Consider the following 18,689-nt stretch of genomic DNA (forward strand, 5'->3'; position numbering starts at 1 on the left):
CGCGACCATAACCGACGCCGAACCGGCGCGTCCGATTTGACTTGAATCACGACGAGGCAACCGCATCTGGAACACATTGGCCGCGAGCGGCCCATTCCCTTCAAGGATTTCCCCATGCGCATGGACAAACTCACCTCGCGCTTCCAGCAGGCCATCGCCGACGCCCAGTCGCTGGCCGTGGGTCGCGACCACACCATCATCGAACCCGCACACCTGCTGCTGGCGCTGCTCGACCAGCGCGGCGGCGGCACCCGCCCGTTGCTGGCCCAGGCAGGCGTCAACGTGCCCGTGCTGCGCGAGCGCCTGACCGAAGCGCTCGACCGGCTACCGAAAGTGACCGGCCAGGCCGGCAACGTGCAGGCCGGCAACGACCTGATCCGCCTGCTCAACGTCACCGACAAGCTGGCCCAGCAGCGCGGCGATGCCTACATCGCCAGCGAATTGTTCCTGCTCGCCGCGCTCGAGGATTCCGGCGATGCCGGCAAGGCGCTGAAGGCCGCGGGCGGCAACAAGGCCAGGCTGGAACCGGCCATCGACAAGCTGCGCGGCGGCGAGAAGGTGCAGGACGAGAACGCCGAGGACGCACGCCAGGCGCTGGAGAAATACACCATCGACATGACCGCGCGCGCGGAGAGCGGCAAGTTCGATCCGGTGGTTGGCCGCGACGAGGAGATCCGCCGCACCATCCAGGTGCTGCAACGGCGCACCAAGAACAACCCGGTGCTGATCGGCGAGCCCGGCGTGGGCAAGACCGCGATCGTCGAAGGCCTGGCCCAACGCATCATCAATGGCGAGGTGCCGGAAGGCCTGAAGGGCAAGCGCCTGCTGTCGCTGGACATGGGCGCACTGATCGCCGGCGCCAAGTTCCGCGGCGAATTCGAGGAGCGCCTGAAGGCCGTGCTCAACGACCTGTCGAAGAACGAAGGCCAGATCATCCTGTTCATCGACGAGCTCCACACCATGGTCGGCGCCGGCAAGGCGGAAGGCTCGATGGATGCCGGCAACATGCTCAAGCCGGCTCTTGCGAGGGGTGAACTGCACTGCATCGGCGCGACCACGCTCGACGAATACCGCAAGTACGTGGAGAAAGATGCCGCGCTCGAGCGTCGCTTCCAGAAGGTGTTCGTCGGCGAGCCGAGTGTCGAGGACACCATCGCGATCCTGCGCGGGCTGAAGGAGCGGTATGCCGTGCACCACGGCGTGGAGATCACCGACCCCGCCATCGTCGCTGCGGCGACGTTGAGCCATCGCTACATCGCCGACCGCCAGTTGCCCGACAAGGCCATCGACCTGATGGACGAAGCGGCCTCTCGGATCCGCATGGAGATCGACTCCAAGCCGGAGGAAATGGACCGCAAGGAACGTCGGCTGATCCAGCTCAAGATCCAGCGCGAGGCGCTGAAGAAGGAGAAGGACGCCGAATCGAAGCAGCGCCTGGCCGACCTGCAGGAACAGATCGACGTGCTCGAACGCGAGTACAGCGACCTGGAGGAAGTGTGGAAGGCCGAGAAGGCGACCCTGCAGGGGGCGACCCGGATCAAGGAGCAGATCGAGGCCGCGCGCCTGCAACTGGAAGCCGCGCAACGCACGCAGGACTACGCACGCATGAGCGAGATCCAGTACGGCACGCTGCCGGAACTGGAGAAGCAGCTGGCCGCCGCGCAGGAGGTGGAGCACAAGGGCTTCACCCTGCTGCAGGACAAGGTCACCGCCGAGGAAATCGCCCAGGTCGTGGCGCGCTGGACCGGCATCCCGGTGAGCAAGATGCTGGAGGGCGAGCGCGAGAAATTGCTGGCGATGGAAGCGCAGCTGCACAGCCGGGTGGTGGGCCAGGAAGAAGCGATCAAGGTCGTGTCCGATGCGGTGCGGCGTTCGCGCGCCGGCCTGTCCGATCCGGACCGGCCGAGCGGCTCGTTCCTGTTCCTCGGCCCGACTGGTGTGGGCAAGACCGAACTGTGCAAGGCGCTGGCCGAATTCCTGTTCGACAGTACCGACGCGATGGTGCGCATCGACATGAGCGAGTTCATGGAGAAGCACGCGGTGTCGCGGTTGGTCGGCGCGCCTCCGGGCTACGTCGGCTACGAAGAGGGTGGCTACCTTACCGAAGCGGTGCGCCGCCGTCCCTACAGCGTGATCCTGCTGGACGAGGTGGAGAAGGCGCATCCGGACGTGTTCAACATCCTGTTGCAGGTGCTCGACGACGGTCGCCTGACCGATGGCCAGGGCCGCACGGTGGATTTCCGCAACACCGTGATCGTGATGACCTCGAACCTTGGGTCGCAGCACATCCAGGAGCTTGGCAACGACGACAGTCCCGAGGCCTACACGCAGATGAAGGCGGTGGTGATGAGCGTGGTGCAGTCGCACTTCCGCCCGGAATTCATCAACCGGCTGGACGACATCGTGGTCTTCCATCCGCTGGACAAGCAGCAGATCAAGGCGATCGCGCGCATCCAGCTGCGTGGACTGGAGAAACGCCTGGGCGAGCGCGGCATCCGCATCGAGTTGAGCGACAAGGCGTTCGAGCTGCTGGCGAATGTCGGCTTCGACCCGGTGTACGGCGCGCGTCCGCTGAAGCGTGCGATCCAGCAACAACTGGAGAACCCGCTAGCCCAGGCGATCCTCTCCGGCGCGTTCGCCAGCGGCGATAGCGTGCGGGTGGATGCGGAGGGCGGCAGGTTGGTGTTCGCGAAGGACGCCGCGACGAAGTAGCGAAGCGACGCCGCACCGCGGCGATGAAGCGGTTGGTGTCTAATCCCGGCATCACATCGGGAGCGTTGCCATGTCGCCATCACGTCAGTCGCGGTTCGCACGCATCGTCTTGCTGTCGTGTTGCCTGTTGTCGCCGATGGTGGCAAGCGCGCAAGGCACCCGTCACGTCGAGGTCCGGCTGGATGCCGCAGCGATGCAGCCCGCGGTATCCGGTCGCCTGCTGGTGTTCGCGATGCCGGTCGACAAGGCGGAAGCGGCGGCGAAGGATGGCAAGGTCGAGGCGGTGAACGCCAGCGCGATGACGCCCGAGGCGGTCACGTTCGCCGCGATGGACCTACCGCACCTGGCATCCGGTGCCAGCGTGGTACTGGATGCCGATGCGATCGCGTTCCCGCAGGGGTTCTCGCGCTTGCCGGAGGGCGAGTACTACCTGCAGGCGGTGCTCGATGCCAACCACGACTACAACTATGGCGGGCGTGGTCCCGGCGATCTCGTCAGCGAGCCGACCAAGGTGCGACTGGGCGCATCGCAGCGAATCCCGTCGCTGGCGTTGACCCGCGTTCTGCCGGAGCGGCCGGATCCCTGGCTCGTTCCCGAGGATGCACCCGCGGACGCGCGCGAGGCGATGGCCGCTGCGCGTGCGCAGACCGAACTGCTCGACTTCATCAGTCCGGCGCTGAGCAAGTTCTGGGGCCGCGACATCCACATGCGCGGCTGGGTGTTGCTGCCGCCTGGCTATGCCGATGCCGGCAATGCGCGCGCACGCTATCCGACCGCGTATTTCACCCATGGATTCGGCGGCAACCTGCCGGGCCTGGTGCGGAGCGTGGTGTACGTGGCGGACGCGATGCGCGACGGCAGCATGCCGTCGATGATCTGGGTGTTCCTGGACGAATCCAGCGCCACCGGCACCCATGAGTTCGCCGATTCGGTGAACAACGGACCGTGGGGCCAGGCCTTGACCAGCGAATTGATTCCGTCGCTGGAGGCGCGTTACCGGATGGACGGCAAGGCCTCCGGGCGCTTGCTCAATGGCCACTCGTCCGGCGGCTGGGCCACGCTGTGGCTGCAGGTCACGTATCCGAAGCTCTTCGGCGGCACCTGGTCGACTGCGCCGGATTCCAGCGACTTCCACGATTTCACCGGGCCGGATCTGTACGCATCGAATGCCAACGTGTATCGCAAGCCCGATGGCAGCGCCTGGCCGCTGGTACGGGTGAACGGCGAAGTGCTCTCGACGTTCGAGCAATACGCGCGGCAGGAAGCGGTGAAGGGCGCGGTCGGCGGACAGTTCGCGTCGTTCGACTGGGTGTTCTCGCCGCGCGGCGGCGATGGCCGGCCGGTGCCGATGTTCGATCGCGCCACCGGCAAGGTCGATCCGATGGTGGTTGCCTATTGGCGCGAGCATTACGACATCGCCCACAAGTTGCAGACCCAGTGGCAGGCGCTGAAGCCCGATCTCGATGGCAAGATCCGGGTGATCGTGGGCGATGCCGATACCTTCTACCTGGACGGGGCCGCGCGCCGGCTCAAGGCCGTGCTGGACGGGCTTGGCGCAAAGGCGGAAGTGCGCTTCCTGCCCGGCAAGACGCACTCCGATTTGTATGTCGAAGGCGATGACCGTCGCGCGCTGTTGAAGAAGATCGCGTGGGAGATGCATGCGGTCGCGCGGCCCGACGGCAAGCCACTCGCCACAGGCGCGAACGGCAAGTAAACGCGCTCAACTCGCGGCAGTTGCGGCCTCGGCCCGCGGCGTGCGCCACGGTGGGGTGGCCATCATCATGTCGACCAGCGAATAGGCCAGCTCGCGTTCGGCCAGCACCGCTGCATCGGCACCGTGGGCCAGCAGATGCTTGACCTCGGCGTCGCTGTGGGCGCGTGCCAGCACGCTGATGCCGGGGTGGATCGCCTTCAGGCGGGCGATGATCTCGCCGGCTTCCAGCGCCTGCGGCATCGCCAGGATCGCCAGCTGCGCGGTTTCCGGGCGCGCCGCCTTCAACACGCCCGCGGCGGCTGCATTGCCGCGCACCGTGACCAGGCCGTTCTTGCGCGCGAACTCGACCCTGTCGGGATCGCTTTCCACCAGCACCAGCGGAATCCCGCGATCCTGCAGCAGTCGCGTGAGTTCGCGACCGACCCGGCCATACCCGATCACGATCGCGTGACCGCCCATGTCCTCCGGCACCTCCGACAGCGGCTGGGTCACGGTGGTCACTGCCGTGCCCGGTTGCTGGCGTTTCTGCCACGCATCCAGCCAGGCGAACAGGAACGGGTTGGCGATGATCGACAACAGCGCGCCGGCCAGGATCAGGTCGTGCGCTTCCTGCGGCAGCAGCTTCTGCGACAGGCCCAGGCCAGCGAGGATGAAGGAGAACTCGCCGATCTGCGACAGGCTGGCGGAGATGGTCAGGCCGGTCAGTTTGGGCAGGCGCAGCAGGCGGACGATGGTGTAGCCCACCAGAGCATTGCCGAACACGATGATGGCTACCGTCGCCAGCACCAGCAGCGGCTGTTCGACCAGGATCGCCGGGTTGAACAGCATGCCGACGGAGACGAAGAACAGCACCGCGAACGCATCGCGCATCGGCAGCGAATCCGCCGCGGCCTTGTGGCTCAACTCGGATTCGTTGAGCAGCATCCCGGCGAAGAACGCGCCCAGCGCGAAGCTGACATCGAACAGATAGGCCGCGCCGAAGGCCACGCCCAGCGCGATGGCCAGCACGCTGAGGGTGAACAGCTCGCGCGAGCCCAGGCCAGCCACGTGCTCCAGGATCCACGGAATCGCACGCTTGCCGACCACCAGCATCACCACCACGAACGCGGTGACCTTCACCAGCGTCCATACCAGCGCACCGGCGATGCCGGCCGCACCGATCTTTTCGCCTGCGCCGAGTGCGCCGGCGATCGCCGGCAGCAAGACCAGTGCGAGCACCATCGCCAGGTCCTCGACCACCAGCCAGCCGATCGCGATCCGCCCGCGCCGGGTATCCAGCAGCCGGCGTTCCTCCAGCGCGCGCATCACCACCACGGTACTGGCCACCGACAGCGCCAGCCCGAACACGATCGCGCCCATCAGGTCCCAGCCATGCCACAGGCCGAAGCCGGTGCCGACCGAGGTCACGAAGGCGATCTGCCCCAGCGCGCCGGGGATGGCGATGTTCTTCACGTCCAGCAGGTCGCGCAGCGAGAAATGCAGGCCCACCCCGAACATCAGCAGGATCACCCCGATCTCGGCCAGCTGCGGGGCCAGGCCCTGGTCGGCCACGAAGCCCGGAGTGAACGGCCCGACCACGATCCCGGCCAGCAGATAGCCCACCAGCGGCGACAGTTTCAGTCGCTGGGCGAGCAACCCGAGCACGAAGGCCGAGACGAAGCCGACGCTGAGCAGGGCGATGAGCGAGGTGTGATGCGGCATCCGGGTTCCATCATCGCGGCGGCCCATGATCGCATGGCGGTCGTGGCCGCCGTCCGAATTACAATGTGCGAATGATTTCCTTCCGTAACTTCGCGCTGCGCCGCGGCGAGCGCCTGCTGTTGTCCGATGTCGACCTCACCCTGCACGCGGGGTGGCGGGTCGGCGTGATCGGCCGCAACGGCGCCGGCAAGTCCTCCCTGTTCGCTGCGCTGATGGGCGATGTCGAGCCCGACAAGGGCGACCTCGACCTGCCCGGCAAGGCGCGCATCGCCAGCGTGGCCCAGGAAACCCCGCACCTGCCGGACCCGGCGCTGGACTTCGTCCTGTCCGGCGATGTCGACGTCCACGCGGCCGTGCAGGCCGAAGCCAACGCCTTCGCCAATGAAGACTGGGAAGCGGTCGCCGAGGCCCACCACCGGCTGGAGGAGCTGAACGGTTACGACGCCTCCGCGCGCGCGGGCCGCCTGCTGCACGGTCTGGGGTTCCCGGCGGAAACGCATGGCAAGGCGGTCTCGGATTTCTCCGGCGGCTGGCGGGTGCGGCTCAACGTCGCCCGCGCGCTGATGACCCCGTCCGACCTGTTGCTGCTCGACGAACCGACCAACCACCTCGACCTCGACGCGGTCGTGTGGATGGAGGAATGGCTCAAGCGCTACGACGGCACCTTGCTGGTGATCTCGCACGACCGCGAATTCCTCGACAACGTCACCACCCACATCCTGCATCTGCATGATGGCCGGGCGAAGCTGTACGTCGGCAACTACACCGACTTCGAGCGCCAGCGCGCCGAGCACCTGCGCCTGCAGCAGATCACCCATCTGAAGGAACAGGCCGAGCGCGCCCACCTGCAATCCTTCATCGACCGCTTCAAGGCCAAGGCCAGCAAGGCCAAGCAGGCGCAGTCGCGGATGAAGCGGCTGGCCAAGCTGGCCGGCACCGAGGCGGTGCGCGCCGAGCGCTCCTTGCACATCACCCTGCCGGAACCGCTGAGGCTGCCGAATTCGCTGCTGTCGCTGCACGATGTCGAAGCCGGCTACGGCGCGGATGCGGTGATCCTGCACAACATCAATTTCGGCCTGGAAGCCGGCGACCGCATCGGCCTGCTGGGCCCCAACGGCGCCGGCAAGTCGACCCTGGTGAAGACCCTGGTCGGCGAACTGGAACCGCTGGACGGCGAGCGCAAGGCGCACCCGGACATGCGCATCGGCTATTTCGCCCAGCACACGGTGGAATCGCTGGTGTTCGGCACCACGCCGCTGGATCACCTGCGCACGCTGGCGCCGGACGTGTCCAACCAGGAACTGCGCGACTTCCTGGGTCGCTGGAATTTCCCGGGTGATCGCGCGTTCGAAATCATCGACACCTTCAGCGGCGGCGAGAAGGCGCGGCTGGCGCTGGCGTTGATCGCGTATCGCCGGCCCAACGTCATGCTGCTCGACGAACCCACCAACCACCTCGACCTCGACATGCGCGAGGCACTGGCCGAAGCGCTTTCCGATTTCGACGGCGCGATCGTGATGGTCAGCCATGACCGACACTTGATCGGACTGGTCTGCGACGAATATTGGCGCGTGGCCGGCGGCAAGGTCGAGCCGTTCGATGGCGACCTCGACGAATACGCCGCGTGGTTGCGCTCGCGCCCGGGCAGCGACAATCCCAAGACCCCGGCACCGAAAGCGCAGCCGGCGATCGCGGCCGCGCCGGCCAAGCCGGTGTCGAAGGTCAATCCGCACAAGTTGCAGAAGGCGGAAGCGCTGGTGGCCGACCTGGAAGCCAAACTGGGCGGCATCGACACCCAGCTCGCCGATCCGAAGATTTATGGCAACGCCGGACGCGTCGCCGAACTCGGCCGCGAGCAGACCGCATTGCGCAGCAAGCTTGAGACCGCGGAAGCCGAGCTGCTGGCGTTGTACGACTGAGACGCCGCTTGCCGGTTGTCTTGGTGGCCGCTAGGTTGCCCGCATGAATCGATTCGCTGCTGCTTCCATCGTCGCGTTGCTGGCCGCGCTGGCGGGCTGCGCGCATCCACCGTCGCGTGCGCCGCTGGCCCCGGCGGATGCCTTCCTGTCGGCGATTGCCCGCCATTGCGGGCAGGCGTTCGCCGGGCGGGTCATCGCCAACCTGCCGACGCCGACCGCGCCGGATGCGTTCGAGGGCAAGTCACTGGTCATGCACGTGCGCGGTTGCGAGAACCCCGCGCAAGGCTTGCGCGTTCCGTTCCATGTGGGCGACGACCATTCGCGGACCTGGGTGCTGACGCGCACCGCCCCCGGTCTGCGGCTGAAGCACGATCATCGGCACCAGAATGGTTCCGCGGATGCCGTGACGATGTATGGAGGCGACAGCGTGGATGCCGGAACCGCGTCGCGACAGGCGTTTCCGGTGGATGCCGAATCCGTGGCGATGTTCCAGCGTGAAGGACTGGCGGCATCGGTGACCAATGTCTGGGCCATGGAGATCGAGCCGGGGCAACGCTTCGTCTATGAGCTGGCGCGGCCGGGCGGGCGGTTGTTCCGGGTGGAATTCGACCTGTCGAAGCCGGTGCCGTTGCCGCCTGCGCCCTGGGGCGGTTGAATTACGCCGCGCGAGCCCCAGAATCGACGCTCGGTCCCCGGAAGTCGTTCGATGCCCATCTATGCCTTTGCCTGCGCTGCCTGCGGGCACCACTTCGACCGCTTGCAGCGTTTGTCGGATGCCGATCCGATCCAGTGTCCGTCCTGCGCCGTCGATGGCCAGGTCCACAGGCAACTGACCGCCCCGCAGTTCCGCTTGGCGGGCGGCGGCTGGTACGAGACCGACTTCAAGAAAGACGGCGACAAGAAGCGCAACCTGGCGGGCGAGGGCGGCGAAGGCGCGAAACCCGCCGCTGATCCCAAGCCCGACGCGAAACCTGCCGCGGCGGCTCCCGCCGCCAAGGTCGAGCCTGCCAACCCGGCCGGGGGCAGTGCCCCGGCCGTTTGAATCACGCCGTCAGCGGTTGCCGAAGCGGGCGCGGCAGCCGTGGTTCACCCACAGGCCGGTGCGCGCTGTATAGCCCCAGGAATAACCTTCCCGGCAGGCGTCCTTGGACAGCTGCTGGATCAACCGCGGCGAGCCATAACGGGCATCCCAGGCGCAGGTCGTGTAGCGGTCGCGGTCACTGGAGCAGGTCACGGTGTAGTTGCCGCCCTGGCCGCCGCCGCGGGTGCGGGCCAGGAACACGCCGCGGCAACCGTTGTTCACCCACACGCTGCCATTGCGCAGGCCGAAGTTGCTGTTCTCGATGCAGCGCTGATTGGACAGCTGGCGCTGCAGCTGGGCGCGGCCGACCAGGTTGCTGCCGCAGGTGCGCAGGCGGCCGTCGCTGCTTTCGCATTGCACGGTGATCTGTTGACCACCAGGACCGGGACCGCCCGGGCCGCCCATCCCTGGACCGAACTCGGCGCGACAGCCGCCACTGACCGTGACTTGTCCTGCCCTGCTGAACCAGTTCTGCCCGGCGATGCAGCGCGCACTCGACAGCTGTTTGGTCAACTGCGACTGGCCCCGCCACGGCGTGGCACACACACGGCTGCGGCCGTCGTTGCTCTCGCAGCGAATGGTCTGTGGGCCAGGTCCCGGACCGGGGCCCGGATTCCAGCCGCCGTTATTGCCCAGTGACTTGGCGATGTCCTGCTTGACCTTGCTGAAGGTCCAGCGCGACTGGCGCACCTGGTCCAGGTAGAAGCGCAACTGGTCGCTGGGAATGTTGCGGCCGCTGGACTGCTCGCGGTATTCCAGCGAAATCACCCGCGTCTGGTCCGCGGTGTTCAGCGTCCACAGGTCTTCCGGCGCATAGGCGCGTGCGCCGACTTGGGCTTCGGCGGGGATGGCCAGCGCCAGAAGGCCGCCTGCCATGCTGAGCGTGAGCAAGGACGCGAACAGCAGGCGCTGTGAAGTGGGACTTGGCATGGTGATACCCCGGGGCAGGTGGTCGTTGGATGGGAGCCGGGGCGGATCACCCGGTCGCCGGCACAGTAGCGCTGCACCCCGTTAAAATGGCGTTTCCGCGGCAGACCCAGATGTCGCCGCCCGAGTCATCTCCGGAGTTCCCATGCGTACCCATTTCTGCGGCCTCGTCGACGAGTCCATGGTCGGCCAGACCGTCACCCTCTGCGGCTGGGCCGACGTCGCCCGCGACCTTGGCGGTCTGTGCTTCATCGACCTGCGCGATCACGAGGGCATCGTCCAGGTCGTGGCCGAACCGGATGCCGCCACCGCCGGCAATGCCGATGTGATCGCCGCCGCATCGAGGGTGGGCTACGAGGACTGCCTGCGCATCACCGGCACCGTGCGCGCGCGGCACGCGGTCAACGACAAGATCAGGACCGGCAAGGTCGAAGTCGTCGCCGAGAAGATCGAGCTGCTGAACAAGGCGGAGCCGCTGCCGTTCCACCACCACGAGAACCCGGGCGAGGACGTGCGCCTGAAGTACCGTTACCTGGATCTGCGCAGCCCGGCGATGCAGCGCAAGATGCGCACCCGCACCAAGCTGGTCAGCGCGCTGCGCCACTACCTGGACGCGCGCGGTTTCCAGGACATCGAGACCCCGATCCTGACCAAGGCCACGCCGGAAGGCGCGCGCGATTTCCTGGTCCCGGCGCGCATGCATCCGGGCGAGTTCTACGCCTTGCCGCAGAGCCCGCAGCTGTTCAAGCAGATCCTGATGATGGCCGGCTTCGACCGCTACTACCAGATCGCGCGCTGCTTCCGCGACGAGGCCCTGCGCGCCGATCGCCAGCTGGAATTCACCCAGCTCGACATGGAGTTCGCCTGGGTCGGCGAAAACGAGGTGCAAGGCCTGACCGAGGACATGATCCGCCACGTCTTCCGCGAGGTGATGGGCGTGGAGCTTGCCGCCGAGTTCCCGCGGATGACCTACGCGGAGGCGATGCGCCGCTACGGTTCCGACAAGCCGGACCTGCGCATCGCGCTGGAGTTCGTCGACGTCGCCGAACAGGTCAAGGGCTGCGACTTCGCGGTGTTCACCGCCGCCGCCAACGATCCCGACGGCCGCGTGGTTGCGCTGCGCATTCCGGGTGGCGCGTCGGTGTCGCGCAAGCAGATCGACGACTACGCCGCGCATGCCGCCAAGTTCGGTGCGAAGGGCCTGGCCTACGCCAAGATCGACGAGGCCGGCGCGGTCAATTCGCCGGTGGCCAAGTTCTTCGCCGAGGGCGCGTTCGATGCATTGCTCAAGCACGTCGGCGCCGGCAGTGGCGACCTCGTGTTCTTCGGCGCCGGTGCGTACAACAAGACCAGCGACTTCATGGGCGCGGTGCGGCTGAAGGCCGGCAAGGACTTCAACCTGATCGCCGATGGCTGGGCGCCGCTGTGGATCACCGACTTCCCGATGTTCGAGTGGGACGACGAAGAGAACCGCTACGTCGCCCTGCACCATCCGTTCACCGCGCCGTCGGTCGATTCGATCGACGACCTGCGCGCGAACGCGAAGACCGCGGTGTCGCGCGGCTACGACATGGTGCTCAACGGGAATGAAATCGGCGGCGGTTCGATCCGCATCCACAACTCGGCGATGCAGTCGGCGGTGTTCGAGCTGCTCGGGATCGGTGCCGAGGAAGCGGAGGGCAAGTTCGGTTTCCTGCTCGACGCGTTGAAGTACGGCGCGCCGCCGCACGGCGGCATCGCCTTCGGCATCGACCGCATCGCCGCGCTGATGGCCGGCAGCGACTCGATCCGCGACGTCATTGCCTTCCCCAAGACCACGACCGCGCAATGCCTGATGACCGGCGCGCCCAGCCCGGTGCCGGACAAGCAGCTGGCGGAAGTGCACGTGTCCGTGCGGGCCCGCGAGAAAGCTTGATGGGTGATGCCGCGTCGCCCCTGCGAGGTATTGCCTGATGACAGCAACCATCCGTCGCGCTGCCAACGCCGATGCACCCGCGCTCGCCGAGCTCGGGTCGACGACCTTCATCGAAAGCTTCGGCCAGCTCTACGTGCCGCATGACCTGCAGGCCTTTCTCGACGAAAGCCACACTCTCGAGGCGTACGCGAAAGTGCTGGCGAACCCAAAGTACGCGCTTTGGATTGCCCTTCGTGACGGGCGGGCAATCGGCTATGCACAAGCCGGCCCCTGTGGCCTGCCGCACGAGGACGTGCAGCCCGGCGACGGCGAATTGAAGCGGCTCTACTTGCTCAAATCCGAGCAGAACGGTGGCGTCGGCCGCGCCCTGTTCGAGCAGGCGCTGGCCTGGCTTGAGCGCGACGGCCCGCGCACGCTGTGGATCAGCGTGTGGTCGGAAAATCTGGGTGCGCAGCGCTTCTACGGTCGCTACGGCTTCGAGTTCGCCGGCGAGTACGACTTCATCGTCGGCGAGCAGCGCGACCGGGAATTCATCTATCGGCGGCATCCGCGCACCGGCTGATCCGGATACGAAAACGGCCACCTCGCAGTGGCCGTTTCCGCATGCAGATGCGCAGTGCGATCAGTCGGCGACGACCAGGGTCACGTCGATGTTGCCGCGGGTGGCATTGGAGTACGGGCAGACGATGTGGGCGGCATCGACCAGCGCCTGCAGTGTGTCGCGCGGCACGCCGGGTGCCTGGATGGTCAGTTCGGCCTCGATGCCGAAGCCGGTCGGGATGGCACCAATGCCGACCTTGCCGGTCACGGTGGTGTCGGCGGGCAGGGCGACCTTCTGCTTGCCGGCCACGTGCTTGAGCGCACCGAGGAAGCAGGCCGAATAGCCGGCGGCGAACAACTGCTCGGGATTGGTGCCCGGATTGCCGGCACCGCCCAGGCCCTTGGGCACGGTCAGGGCGACATCGAGCACGCCATCGGACGACACGGCGCGGCCATCGCGGCCTCCGGTAGCGGTGGCGGTGGCGGAATACAGGACGGTTTCGATCGACATGGCGGGGGTTCCTGGGGCGGGTCGGATGCCAAGCGTACTATCCGGGCCATCGACAGGGGGCAGACGTGCAGGACGACATCAGTGAGTGAAGGCAAGCCGCGGGTTGTCCTGGTGCATGGGCTGCTCAACGCCGACTGGTGGTTGCTGCCGCTGTCCGCGCGGCTGCGCGCGGAGGGCTTCGATACCGCGCTGTTCGGCTATTCCAGCGTGCTGGATGGGCCGGAGCGGGCGGTGCCGAAGCTGCTGGAACGCCTGCGCCGCGAGCCGGCCGATGCACTGGTCGGCCACAGCCTGGGCGGTCTGATCGCACTGGAATCGTTGCGGCAGGCGCCGGAGCTGGCGGTGTCGCGGGTGGTCTGCCTGGGCTCGCCGCTGCGTGGCAGCCAGACCGCGCGCAACCTGGCCACGCGTGGCTGGGGCCGGCCGCTGCTCGGACGCAGCGCGTCGATGCTGTCTGGCGGGATGGCCGACTGGAGCGGACAGGCACAGGTCGGGGTGGTCGCCGGCGACGTGGCCCGCGGGTTGGGACGGCTGTTTGCGCGCTTCGATGGCGCTTCCGATGGCACGGTCGGCCTGGAGGAGACCCGCCTGCCGGGACTGGCCGACCATTGCACCGTGCACAGCAGCCATACCGGGCTGGTGTTTTCGCCGGACGCCGTGCGCCAGGCCGCGCATTTCCTGCGCCACGGCAGGTTCGAACGTGAGGCCGGGCACCCCGACGGTCCCCGCGCCGTATAATCCGCGCCCTCAGGTTTCCGCTGGACGATGCAATGGGTCGTGGTCCTTCCATCGAAGGTCGCAAGAACGCGGTCGACGCCAAGCGCGGCAAGATCTTCACCAAGGTGATCCGCGAGATCTCGGTCGCGGCGCGCGCCGGTGGCGGCGATCCGGCCAGCAACCCGCGGCTGCGCAGTGCGATCGACAAGGGCCTGGCGGTCAACATGACCAAGGACGTGATCGAGCGCGCGGTCAAGAAGGCGACCGGCGAGCTGGAAGGCATCGAATACGAGGAAATCCGCTACGAGGGCTACGCGCCCGGTGGCGTGGCGGTGATCGTGGACTGCCTGACCGACAACCGCGTGCGCACCGTGGCCGATGTCCGCCATGCGTTCGGCAAGTTCGGCGGCAACATGGGCACCGAAGGCTCGGTCGCCTTCATGTTCAAGAAGCAGGGCGTGCTCAGCTACGACAGCGGCGCGAATGAAGATGCCATCACCGAGGCCGCGATCGACGCCGGCGCGGAAGACGTCACCGTGTACGACGACGGTGCGATCGACGTGATCACCGCGGCGGACAGCTACGGCGAAGTGAAAGCCGCGATGGAAGCCGCGGGCCTGGCCCCCGGTTTCGCCGAAATCACCCTGCGTGCCGACAACGACATCGCGGTCGAGGGCGACACCGCCGAGCAGGTGAAGAAGCTGCTGGCCTGGCTGGAAGACATGGACGACGTGCAGCACGTCTCCTCGAACGCCGACCTCGGCGACGCTGCGTAAGATCGCCGGCCGCCCGCGAATCCCGACGTGACCCGCATTCTCGGCATCGACCCCGGTTCGCAACGGACCGGCGTGGGCATCATCGACGTGGATGCCACCGGCAAGGTCACGCATGTGCACCACCAGCCGATCAAGCTGCTGGATGCCGAATCCTTCCCGCTGCGCCTGCGCCTGCTGCTGGACGGCCTGTGGGCGCTCATCGAACAGTTTTCACCGGACGAAGTCGCGATCGAACAGGTGTTCCTGTCCAACAACGCGATGTCCGCGCTCAAGCTCGGGCAGGCGCGTGGCGCCGCGATCGCCGCCTGCGTGGCGCGTGACCTGCCGGTCAGCGAATACGCGGCCAAGGAAGTGAAGCTGGGCCTGGTCGGCAGCGGTGGCGCGGACAAAAGCCAGGTGCAGCACATGGTCGGGATCATGCTGGGCCTGCAAGGCAAGCTGCAGGCGGATGCCGCCGATGCGCTGGCGGTGGCGATCACGCATGCGCATGTGCGCGTCAGTGCCAACCGGCTGGGCGTGGCCACGCGCACGGCGTGGCGGAAATCAAGGTGAGGTGCCAGATGAGAGCCGCACGATGATCGGTCGTTTGAAAGGCGTACTGATCCACAAGGCTCCGCCTTGGCTCGTCGTCGACGTGCATGGCGTGGGCTATGAACTCGAAGCGCCGATGAGCACCTTCTACGACCTGCCCGAAGTGGGCCGCGAGGTGTTCCTGTTCGTGCACCACGCGCAGAAGGAAGACAGCGTCTCGCTGTACGGTTTCCTGCGCGAGTCCGAACGACGCCTGTTCCGCGATGTGCAGAAGGTCTCCGGGATCGGCGCGAAGATCGCGCTGGCGGTGCTGTCGGGCACCAGCGTCGACGAGTTCGCGCGGCTCCTGCAAACCAGCGATGTCGCCGCGCTGACCCGCATCCCCGGCATCGGCAAGAAAACCGCCGAGCGCATGGTGGTGGAACTGCGCGACCGCGCCGCCGGCATGGCCACCGGCCTGCCCTCCGGTGCGGCGACATTGCCGAACGATCCCTTGTCCGAAGCCATCAACGCCTTGCAGGCGCTGGGCTACAAGCCGGCCGAAGCCGACCGCATGGCACGCAAGGCCGCTGCGGACGGCGACACTGCCGAAACCATCATTCGAAAAGCGCTACAGTCCGCGCTTCGCTGAGGCCGGGAACCCCGGAATCGCATGTCCAATTCGCACTCCAGCCAGCCGCACGACCCGCATTCGCATGGCGATGGCCATGGCAAGGTGGGCCTTGCCGGACTGATCGTCGGCGCAATCGGCGTGGTGTTCGGCGACATCGGAACCAGCCCGCTGTACACCCTGCGCGAGGCTTTCAGCCCGCATTACGGGCTGATCGCCAACCACGACACCGTGCTCGGGATCCTGTCGCTGGTGTTCTGGGCGCTGATGCTGGTGGTCACCGTGAAGTACGTGACCATCATCATGCGTGCCGACAACGACGGCGAGGGCGGGATCATGGCGCTGATGGCGCTGGCCCAGCGCAGCCTGCCGAAGGGCTCCAAATCGACTTACGCGATCGGCATCCTCGGCATCCTCGGCGGCTCGCTGTTCTTCGGCGACGGTGTGATCACCCCGGCGATCTCGGTGCTGTCTGCGGTCGAGGGTCTGGAGGTGGTGGCACCGCAGCTGCACAGCTGGATCGTGCCGATTACCGTGCTGGTGCTGGTGGCGTTGTTCACCACCCAGCGCTTCGGCACCGCCAAGGTCGGCAAGGTGTTCGGGCCGATCACCATTCTCTGGTTCACCTCGCTGGCCGTGCTGGGCGTGATCAACATCCTCCACGAGCCCGAAGTACTGCACGCGATCAACCCGATCTGGGCGATGCGTTTCTTCGCGGAACACACCTGGGGCGGCGTGTTCATCCTCGGCGCGGTGGTGCTGGCGGTGACCGGCGGCGAAGCGATCTATACCGACATGGGCCACTTCGGTGCCAGGCCGATCCGCTATGCCTGGTACTTCTTCGTGCTGCCGGCGCTGATGCTCAACTACCTGGGCCAGGGTGCGCTGGTGCTGGAGGATCCGTCCGCGATCCGCAATCCGTTCTACATCGGCGTGCCGGAGTGGGCGCGCTGGCCGATGATCGCGCTGGCGACCGCAGCGACGGTCATCGCCTCGCAGGCGGTGATCACCGGCGCGTTCTCGATCGCGCGGCAGGCGATGCAGCTGGGCTACATCCCGCGCATGCGGATCAAGCACACCAGCCGCGACACCATCGGCCAGATCTACATCCCCGGCATCAACTGGCTGCTGATGGTGCTGGTGATCGTGCTGGTGCTGACCTTCCGCACTTCCACCGCGCTGGCCACCGCATACGGCATCTCGGTGTCGATGACGATGCTGATCGACACCCTGCTGCTGGCCATCGTGGCGCGCGCGCTGTGGAAGCGCTGGCGCTGGTGGGTGCTGCCGCTGTGCGTGGTGTTCCTGGTGGCCGATGTCGCCTTCGTGATCGCCAACGGCGCCAAGATCCTGGCGGGTGGTTGGTTCCCGGTGGTGCTGGGCGCGGCGCTGTTCACCCTGATGCGCACCTGGCGCCGCGGCCGCGAGTTGCTCCGCGAGGAAATCCGCAAGGACGGCATCCAGCTCGCCACCTTCCTTCCGGGCCTGATGCTCGCGCCGCCGGTGCGCGTGCCCGGGACCGCGGTGTTCCTGACCGCCGATCCCACCGTCGTGCCGCATGCGCTGATGCACAACCTCAAGCACAACAAGGTGCTGCACGAGCACAACGTGTTCCTGACCGTGGACACGCTGAATGTCCCGTATGCGCCCAAAGATCAGCGGCTGAAGATCGAATCGATCGCAGGCGAGGACTTCTACCGGGTGGTGGTGCGCTACGGGTTCATGGAAACCCCGGACGTGCCGTTGGCATTGATGCGCAGCTGCGACCAGTGCGACCTGGTCTTCAATCCGATGGACACCACGTATTTCGCCAGCCGCGAGACCATCGTCGCCGGCCACCATCGCGGCATGCCGATCTGGCGCGACAAGCTGTTCGCGCTGATGCATCGCAATGCCGCGCCGGCGACCGGGTTCTTCCGCATCCCGGGCAACCGCCTGGTCGAACTGGGCGCGCAGGTCGAAATCTGACGGTGCGCCGCACGGGTTGATTCCGGCCGTCAGCGTCTGCATCTCTTCGGGATGCAGACCATCCCGTTCTCCCTGCTCGACCTCGCTCCGGTCTGTGAGGGCAGTACGCCCACGCAGGCCTTCGCCAACGCCCTCGACCTCGCCCGCCACGCCGAAGTGCTGGGCTACAAACGCTACTGGCTGGCCGAACACCACAACATGCCGGGCATTGCCAGCGCGGCGACCTCGATCCTGATCGGGCACGTTGCCGCCGGCACCTCGCGGATCCGCGTAGGCGCGGGTGGGGTGATGTTGCCCAACCACGCGCCGCTGCAGGTGGCGGAGCAGTTCGGCACGCTGGCCGCGCTGTATCCGGGGCGCATCGACCTGGGCATGGGCCGCGCGCCGGGCACCGATCAGGCCACCGCCAAGGCGTTGCGCCGCTACTACGACAACGCCGATGCCTTCCCGCGCGATGTGCAGGAAGTGCTGCATTACTTCGAGCCAGTGCAGCCCGGGCAGGCCGTGCAGGCAGTGCCTGGTAGCGGGCAGGACGTGCCGGTGTGGATCCTCGGCTCCAGCCTGTTCGGCGCGCGCCTGGCCGCTGCGCTGGGCCTGCCGTACGCCTTCGCCTCGCATTTCGCGCCGGCCGCGATGGACGAAGCGCTGGCGCTCTATCACCGCGATTTCCGGCCGTCGGCGCGATTGCGTACGCCCTACGCGATGCTCGCGCTGAACGTGTTCGGCGCCGATACCCGCGCCGAAGCACGACGCCTGGCGACGACCCAGCAGCAGAGCTTCGTGCGCCTGCGCCGCGGCGAGCTCGGCTTGGTGCCGCCGCCGATCGACGACATCGAGGCGTTCTGGACGCCGGCCGAAAAGTCGATGGTGGCCGAGGCGCTGGCCTGCAGCGTGGTCGGCGACGCCAGCGACCTGCGCGAGGGCATCGCCGACTTCGTCGAGCGACATCGCCCGGACGAACTGATGCTGACCGGCAACATCTTCGACCACGCCGCGCGCAGGCATTCGTTCGCGCTGGCGAGTCAGGCCTTCATCGACACGCGGCTGGCGTAGCGATCCGCCCGCCT

General features: G+C 67.1%; 16 protein-coding genes. 13 read left to right on the forward strand and 3 right to left on the reverse strand.

Annotation, left to right across the window (positions count from 1 at the left end; genetic code table 11):
* The first annotated feature begins 114 nt into the window (after positions 1-114).
* Positions 115-2,712 carry an ATP-dependent chaperone ClpB gene (gene clpB, locus H9L16_RS08220; RefSeq protein WP_187551261.1) on the forward strand — a complete coding sequence of 866 codons (2,598 nt, stop codon included), beginning with the start codon at positions 115-117 and terminating at the stop codon, positions 2,710-2,712.
* Between the two features lie 70 nt (positions 2,713-2,782).
* Positions 2,783-4,426, forward strand: coding sequence for an alpha/beta hydrolase-fold protein (locus tag H9L16_RS08225; protein WP_187551262.1), 1,644 nt, complete (start codon positions 2,783-2,785; stop codon positions 4,424-4,426).
* Between the two features lie 6 nt (positions 4,427-4,432).
* On the opposite strand, the gene H9L16_RS08230 is transcribed toward H9L16_RS08225, so the two are convergent.
* Positions 4,433-6,127: a cation:proton antiporter domain-containing protein gene (locus H9L16_RS08230; protein ID WP_187551263.1), complete on the reverse strand. Its 1,695-nt coding sequence runs from the start codon at positions 6,125-6,127 to the stop codon at positions 4,433-4,435.
* A 71-nt stretch (positions 6,128-6,198) separates the two neighbouring features.
* On the opposite strand from H9L16_RS08230, the gene H9L16_RS08235 reads away from it, so the two are divergent.
* The 3 genes from H9L16_RS08235 to H9L16_RS08245 are packed head-to-tail and all read left to right on the forward strand — an operon-like array spanning position 6,199 to position 9,088.
* The gene (locus H9L16_RS08235; RefSeq protein ID WP_187551264.1) at positions 6,199-8,046 is read left to right on the forward strand and encodes an ABC-F family ATP-binding cassette domain-containing protein; all 1,848 of its coding nucleotides are present in this window, start codon (positions 6,199-6,201) and stop codon (positions 8,044-8,046) included.
* Positions 8,047-8,089: 43 nt separating this feature from the next.
* A complete protein-coding gene (locus H9L16_RS08240) occupies positions 8,090-8,701 on the forward strand; it encodes a hypothetical protein (RefSeq protein ID WP_187551265.1) in 612 nt (203 codons plus the stop codon).
* 51 nt (positions 8,702-8,752) lie between these two features.
* Positions 8,753-9,088: an FmdB family zinc ribbon protein gene (locus H9L16_RS08245; RefSeq protein ID WP_187551266.1), complete on the forward strand. Its 336-nt coding sequence runs from the start codon at positions 8,753-8,755 to the stop codon at positions 9,086-9,088.
* A gap of 9 nt (positions 9,089-9,097) precedes the next feature.
* Here H9L16_RS08245 and H9L16_RS08250 read toward each other — a convergent pair whose 3' ends face one another.
* The gene (locus tag H9L16_RS08250) at positions 9,098-10,003 is read right to left on the reverse strand and encodes a DUF3011 domain-containing protein (protein WP_233449378.1); all 906 of its coding nucleotides are present in this window, start codon (positions 10,001-10,003) and stop codon (positions 9,098-9,100) included.
* Between the two features lie 196 nt (positions 10,004-10,199).
* Here H9L16_RS08250 and aspS point away from each other — a divergent pair, with 196 nt between their 5' ends.
* Together aspS and H9L16_RS08260 are read left to right on the forward strand one after the other, a co-directional pair.
* Positions 10,200-11,969, forward strand: coding sequence for an aspartate--tRNA ligase (gene aspS, locus H9L16_RS08255; RefSeq protein WP_187551268.1), 1,770 nt, complete (start codon positions 10,200-10,202; stop codon positions 11,967-11,969).
* Between the two features lie 37 nt (positions 11,970-12,006).
* Positions 12,007-12,531 (forward strand): GNAT family N-acetyltransferase, encoded by a 525-nt coding sequence (locus H9L16_RS08260; protein ID WP_187551269.1) that lies wholly within the window; start codon positions 12,007-12,009, stop codon positions 12,529-12,531.
* 60 nt (positions 12,532-12,591) lie between these two features.
* On the opposite strand, the gene H9L16_RS08265 is transcribed toward H9L16_RS08260, so the two are convergent.
* A complete protein-coding gene (locus H9L16_RS08265; protein WP_187551270.1) occupies positions 12,592-13,020 on the reverse strand; it encodes an organic hydroperoxide resistance protein in 429 nt (142 codons plus the stop codon).
* Between the two features lie 81 nt (positions 13,021-13,101).
* Here H9L16_RS08265 and H9L16_RS08270 point away from each other — a divergent pair, with 81 nt between their 5' ends.
* The 6 genes from H9L16_RS08270 to H9L16_RS08295 are packed head-to-tail and all read left to right on the forward strand — an operon-like array spanning position 13,102 to position 18,675.
* Positions 13,102-13,758 (forward strand): esterase/lipase family protein, encoded by a 657-nt coding sequence (locus H9L16_RS08270; protein ID WP_229796614.1) that lies wholly within the window; start codon positions 13,102-13,104, stop codon positions 13,756-13,758.
* A 32-nt stretch (positions 13,759-13,790) separates the two neighbouring features.
* Positions 13,791-14,513, forward strand: a complete 723-nt coding sequence (locus H9L16_RS08275; protein WP_187551271.1) for a YebC/PmpR family DNA-binding transcriptional regulator — start codon at positions 13,791-13,793, stop codon at positions 14,511-14,513.
* Between the two features lie 27 nt (positions 14,514-14,540).
* Positions 14,541-15,065, forward strand: coding sequence for a crossover junction endodeoxyribonuclease RuvC (ruvC, locus tag H9L16_RS08280; RefSeq protein ID WP_187551272.1), 525 nt, complete (start codon positions 14,541-14,543; stop codon positions 15,063-15,065).
* Between the two features lie 22 nt (positions 15,066-15,087).
* Positions 15,088-15,675 carry a Holliday junction branch migration protein RuvA gene (ruvA, locus tag H9L16_RS08285; RefSeq protein ID WP_187551273.1) on the forward strand — a complete coding sequence of 196 codons (588 nt, stop codon included), beginning with the start codon at positions 15,088-15,090 and terminating at the stop codon, positions 15,673-15,675.
* Between the two features lie 21 nt (positions 15,676-15,696).
* Entirely contained in the window at positions 15,697-17,622 is a 1,926-nt protein-coding gene (locus H9L16_RS08290) for a potassium transporter Kup (protein ID WP_187551274.1), read from the forward strand.
* 51 nt (positions 17,623-17,673) lie between these two features.
* Positions 17,674-18,675, forward strand: a complete 1,002-nt coding sequence (locus H9L16_RS08295; protein WP_187551275.1) for an LLM class flavin-dependent oxidoreductase — start codon at positions 17,674-17,676, stop codon at positions 18,673-18,675.
* Positions 18,676-18,689: the final 14 nt, after the last annotated feature.

The organism is Thermomonas carbonis, from assembly GCF_014396975.1.
Taxonomy (GTDB): Bacteria; Pseudomonadota; Gammaproteobacteria; order Xanthomonadales; family Xanthomonadaceae; genus Thermomonas; species Thermomonas carbonis.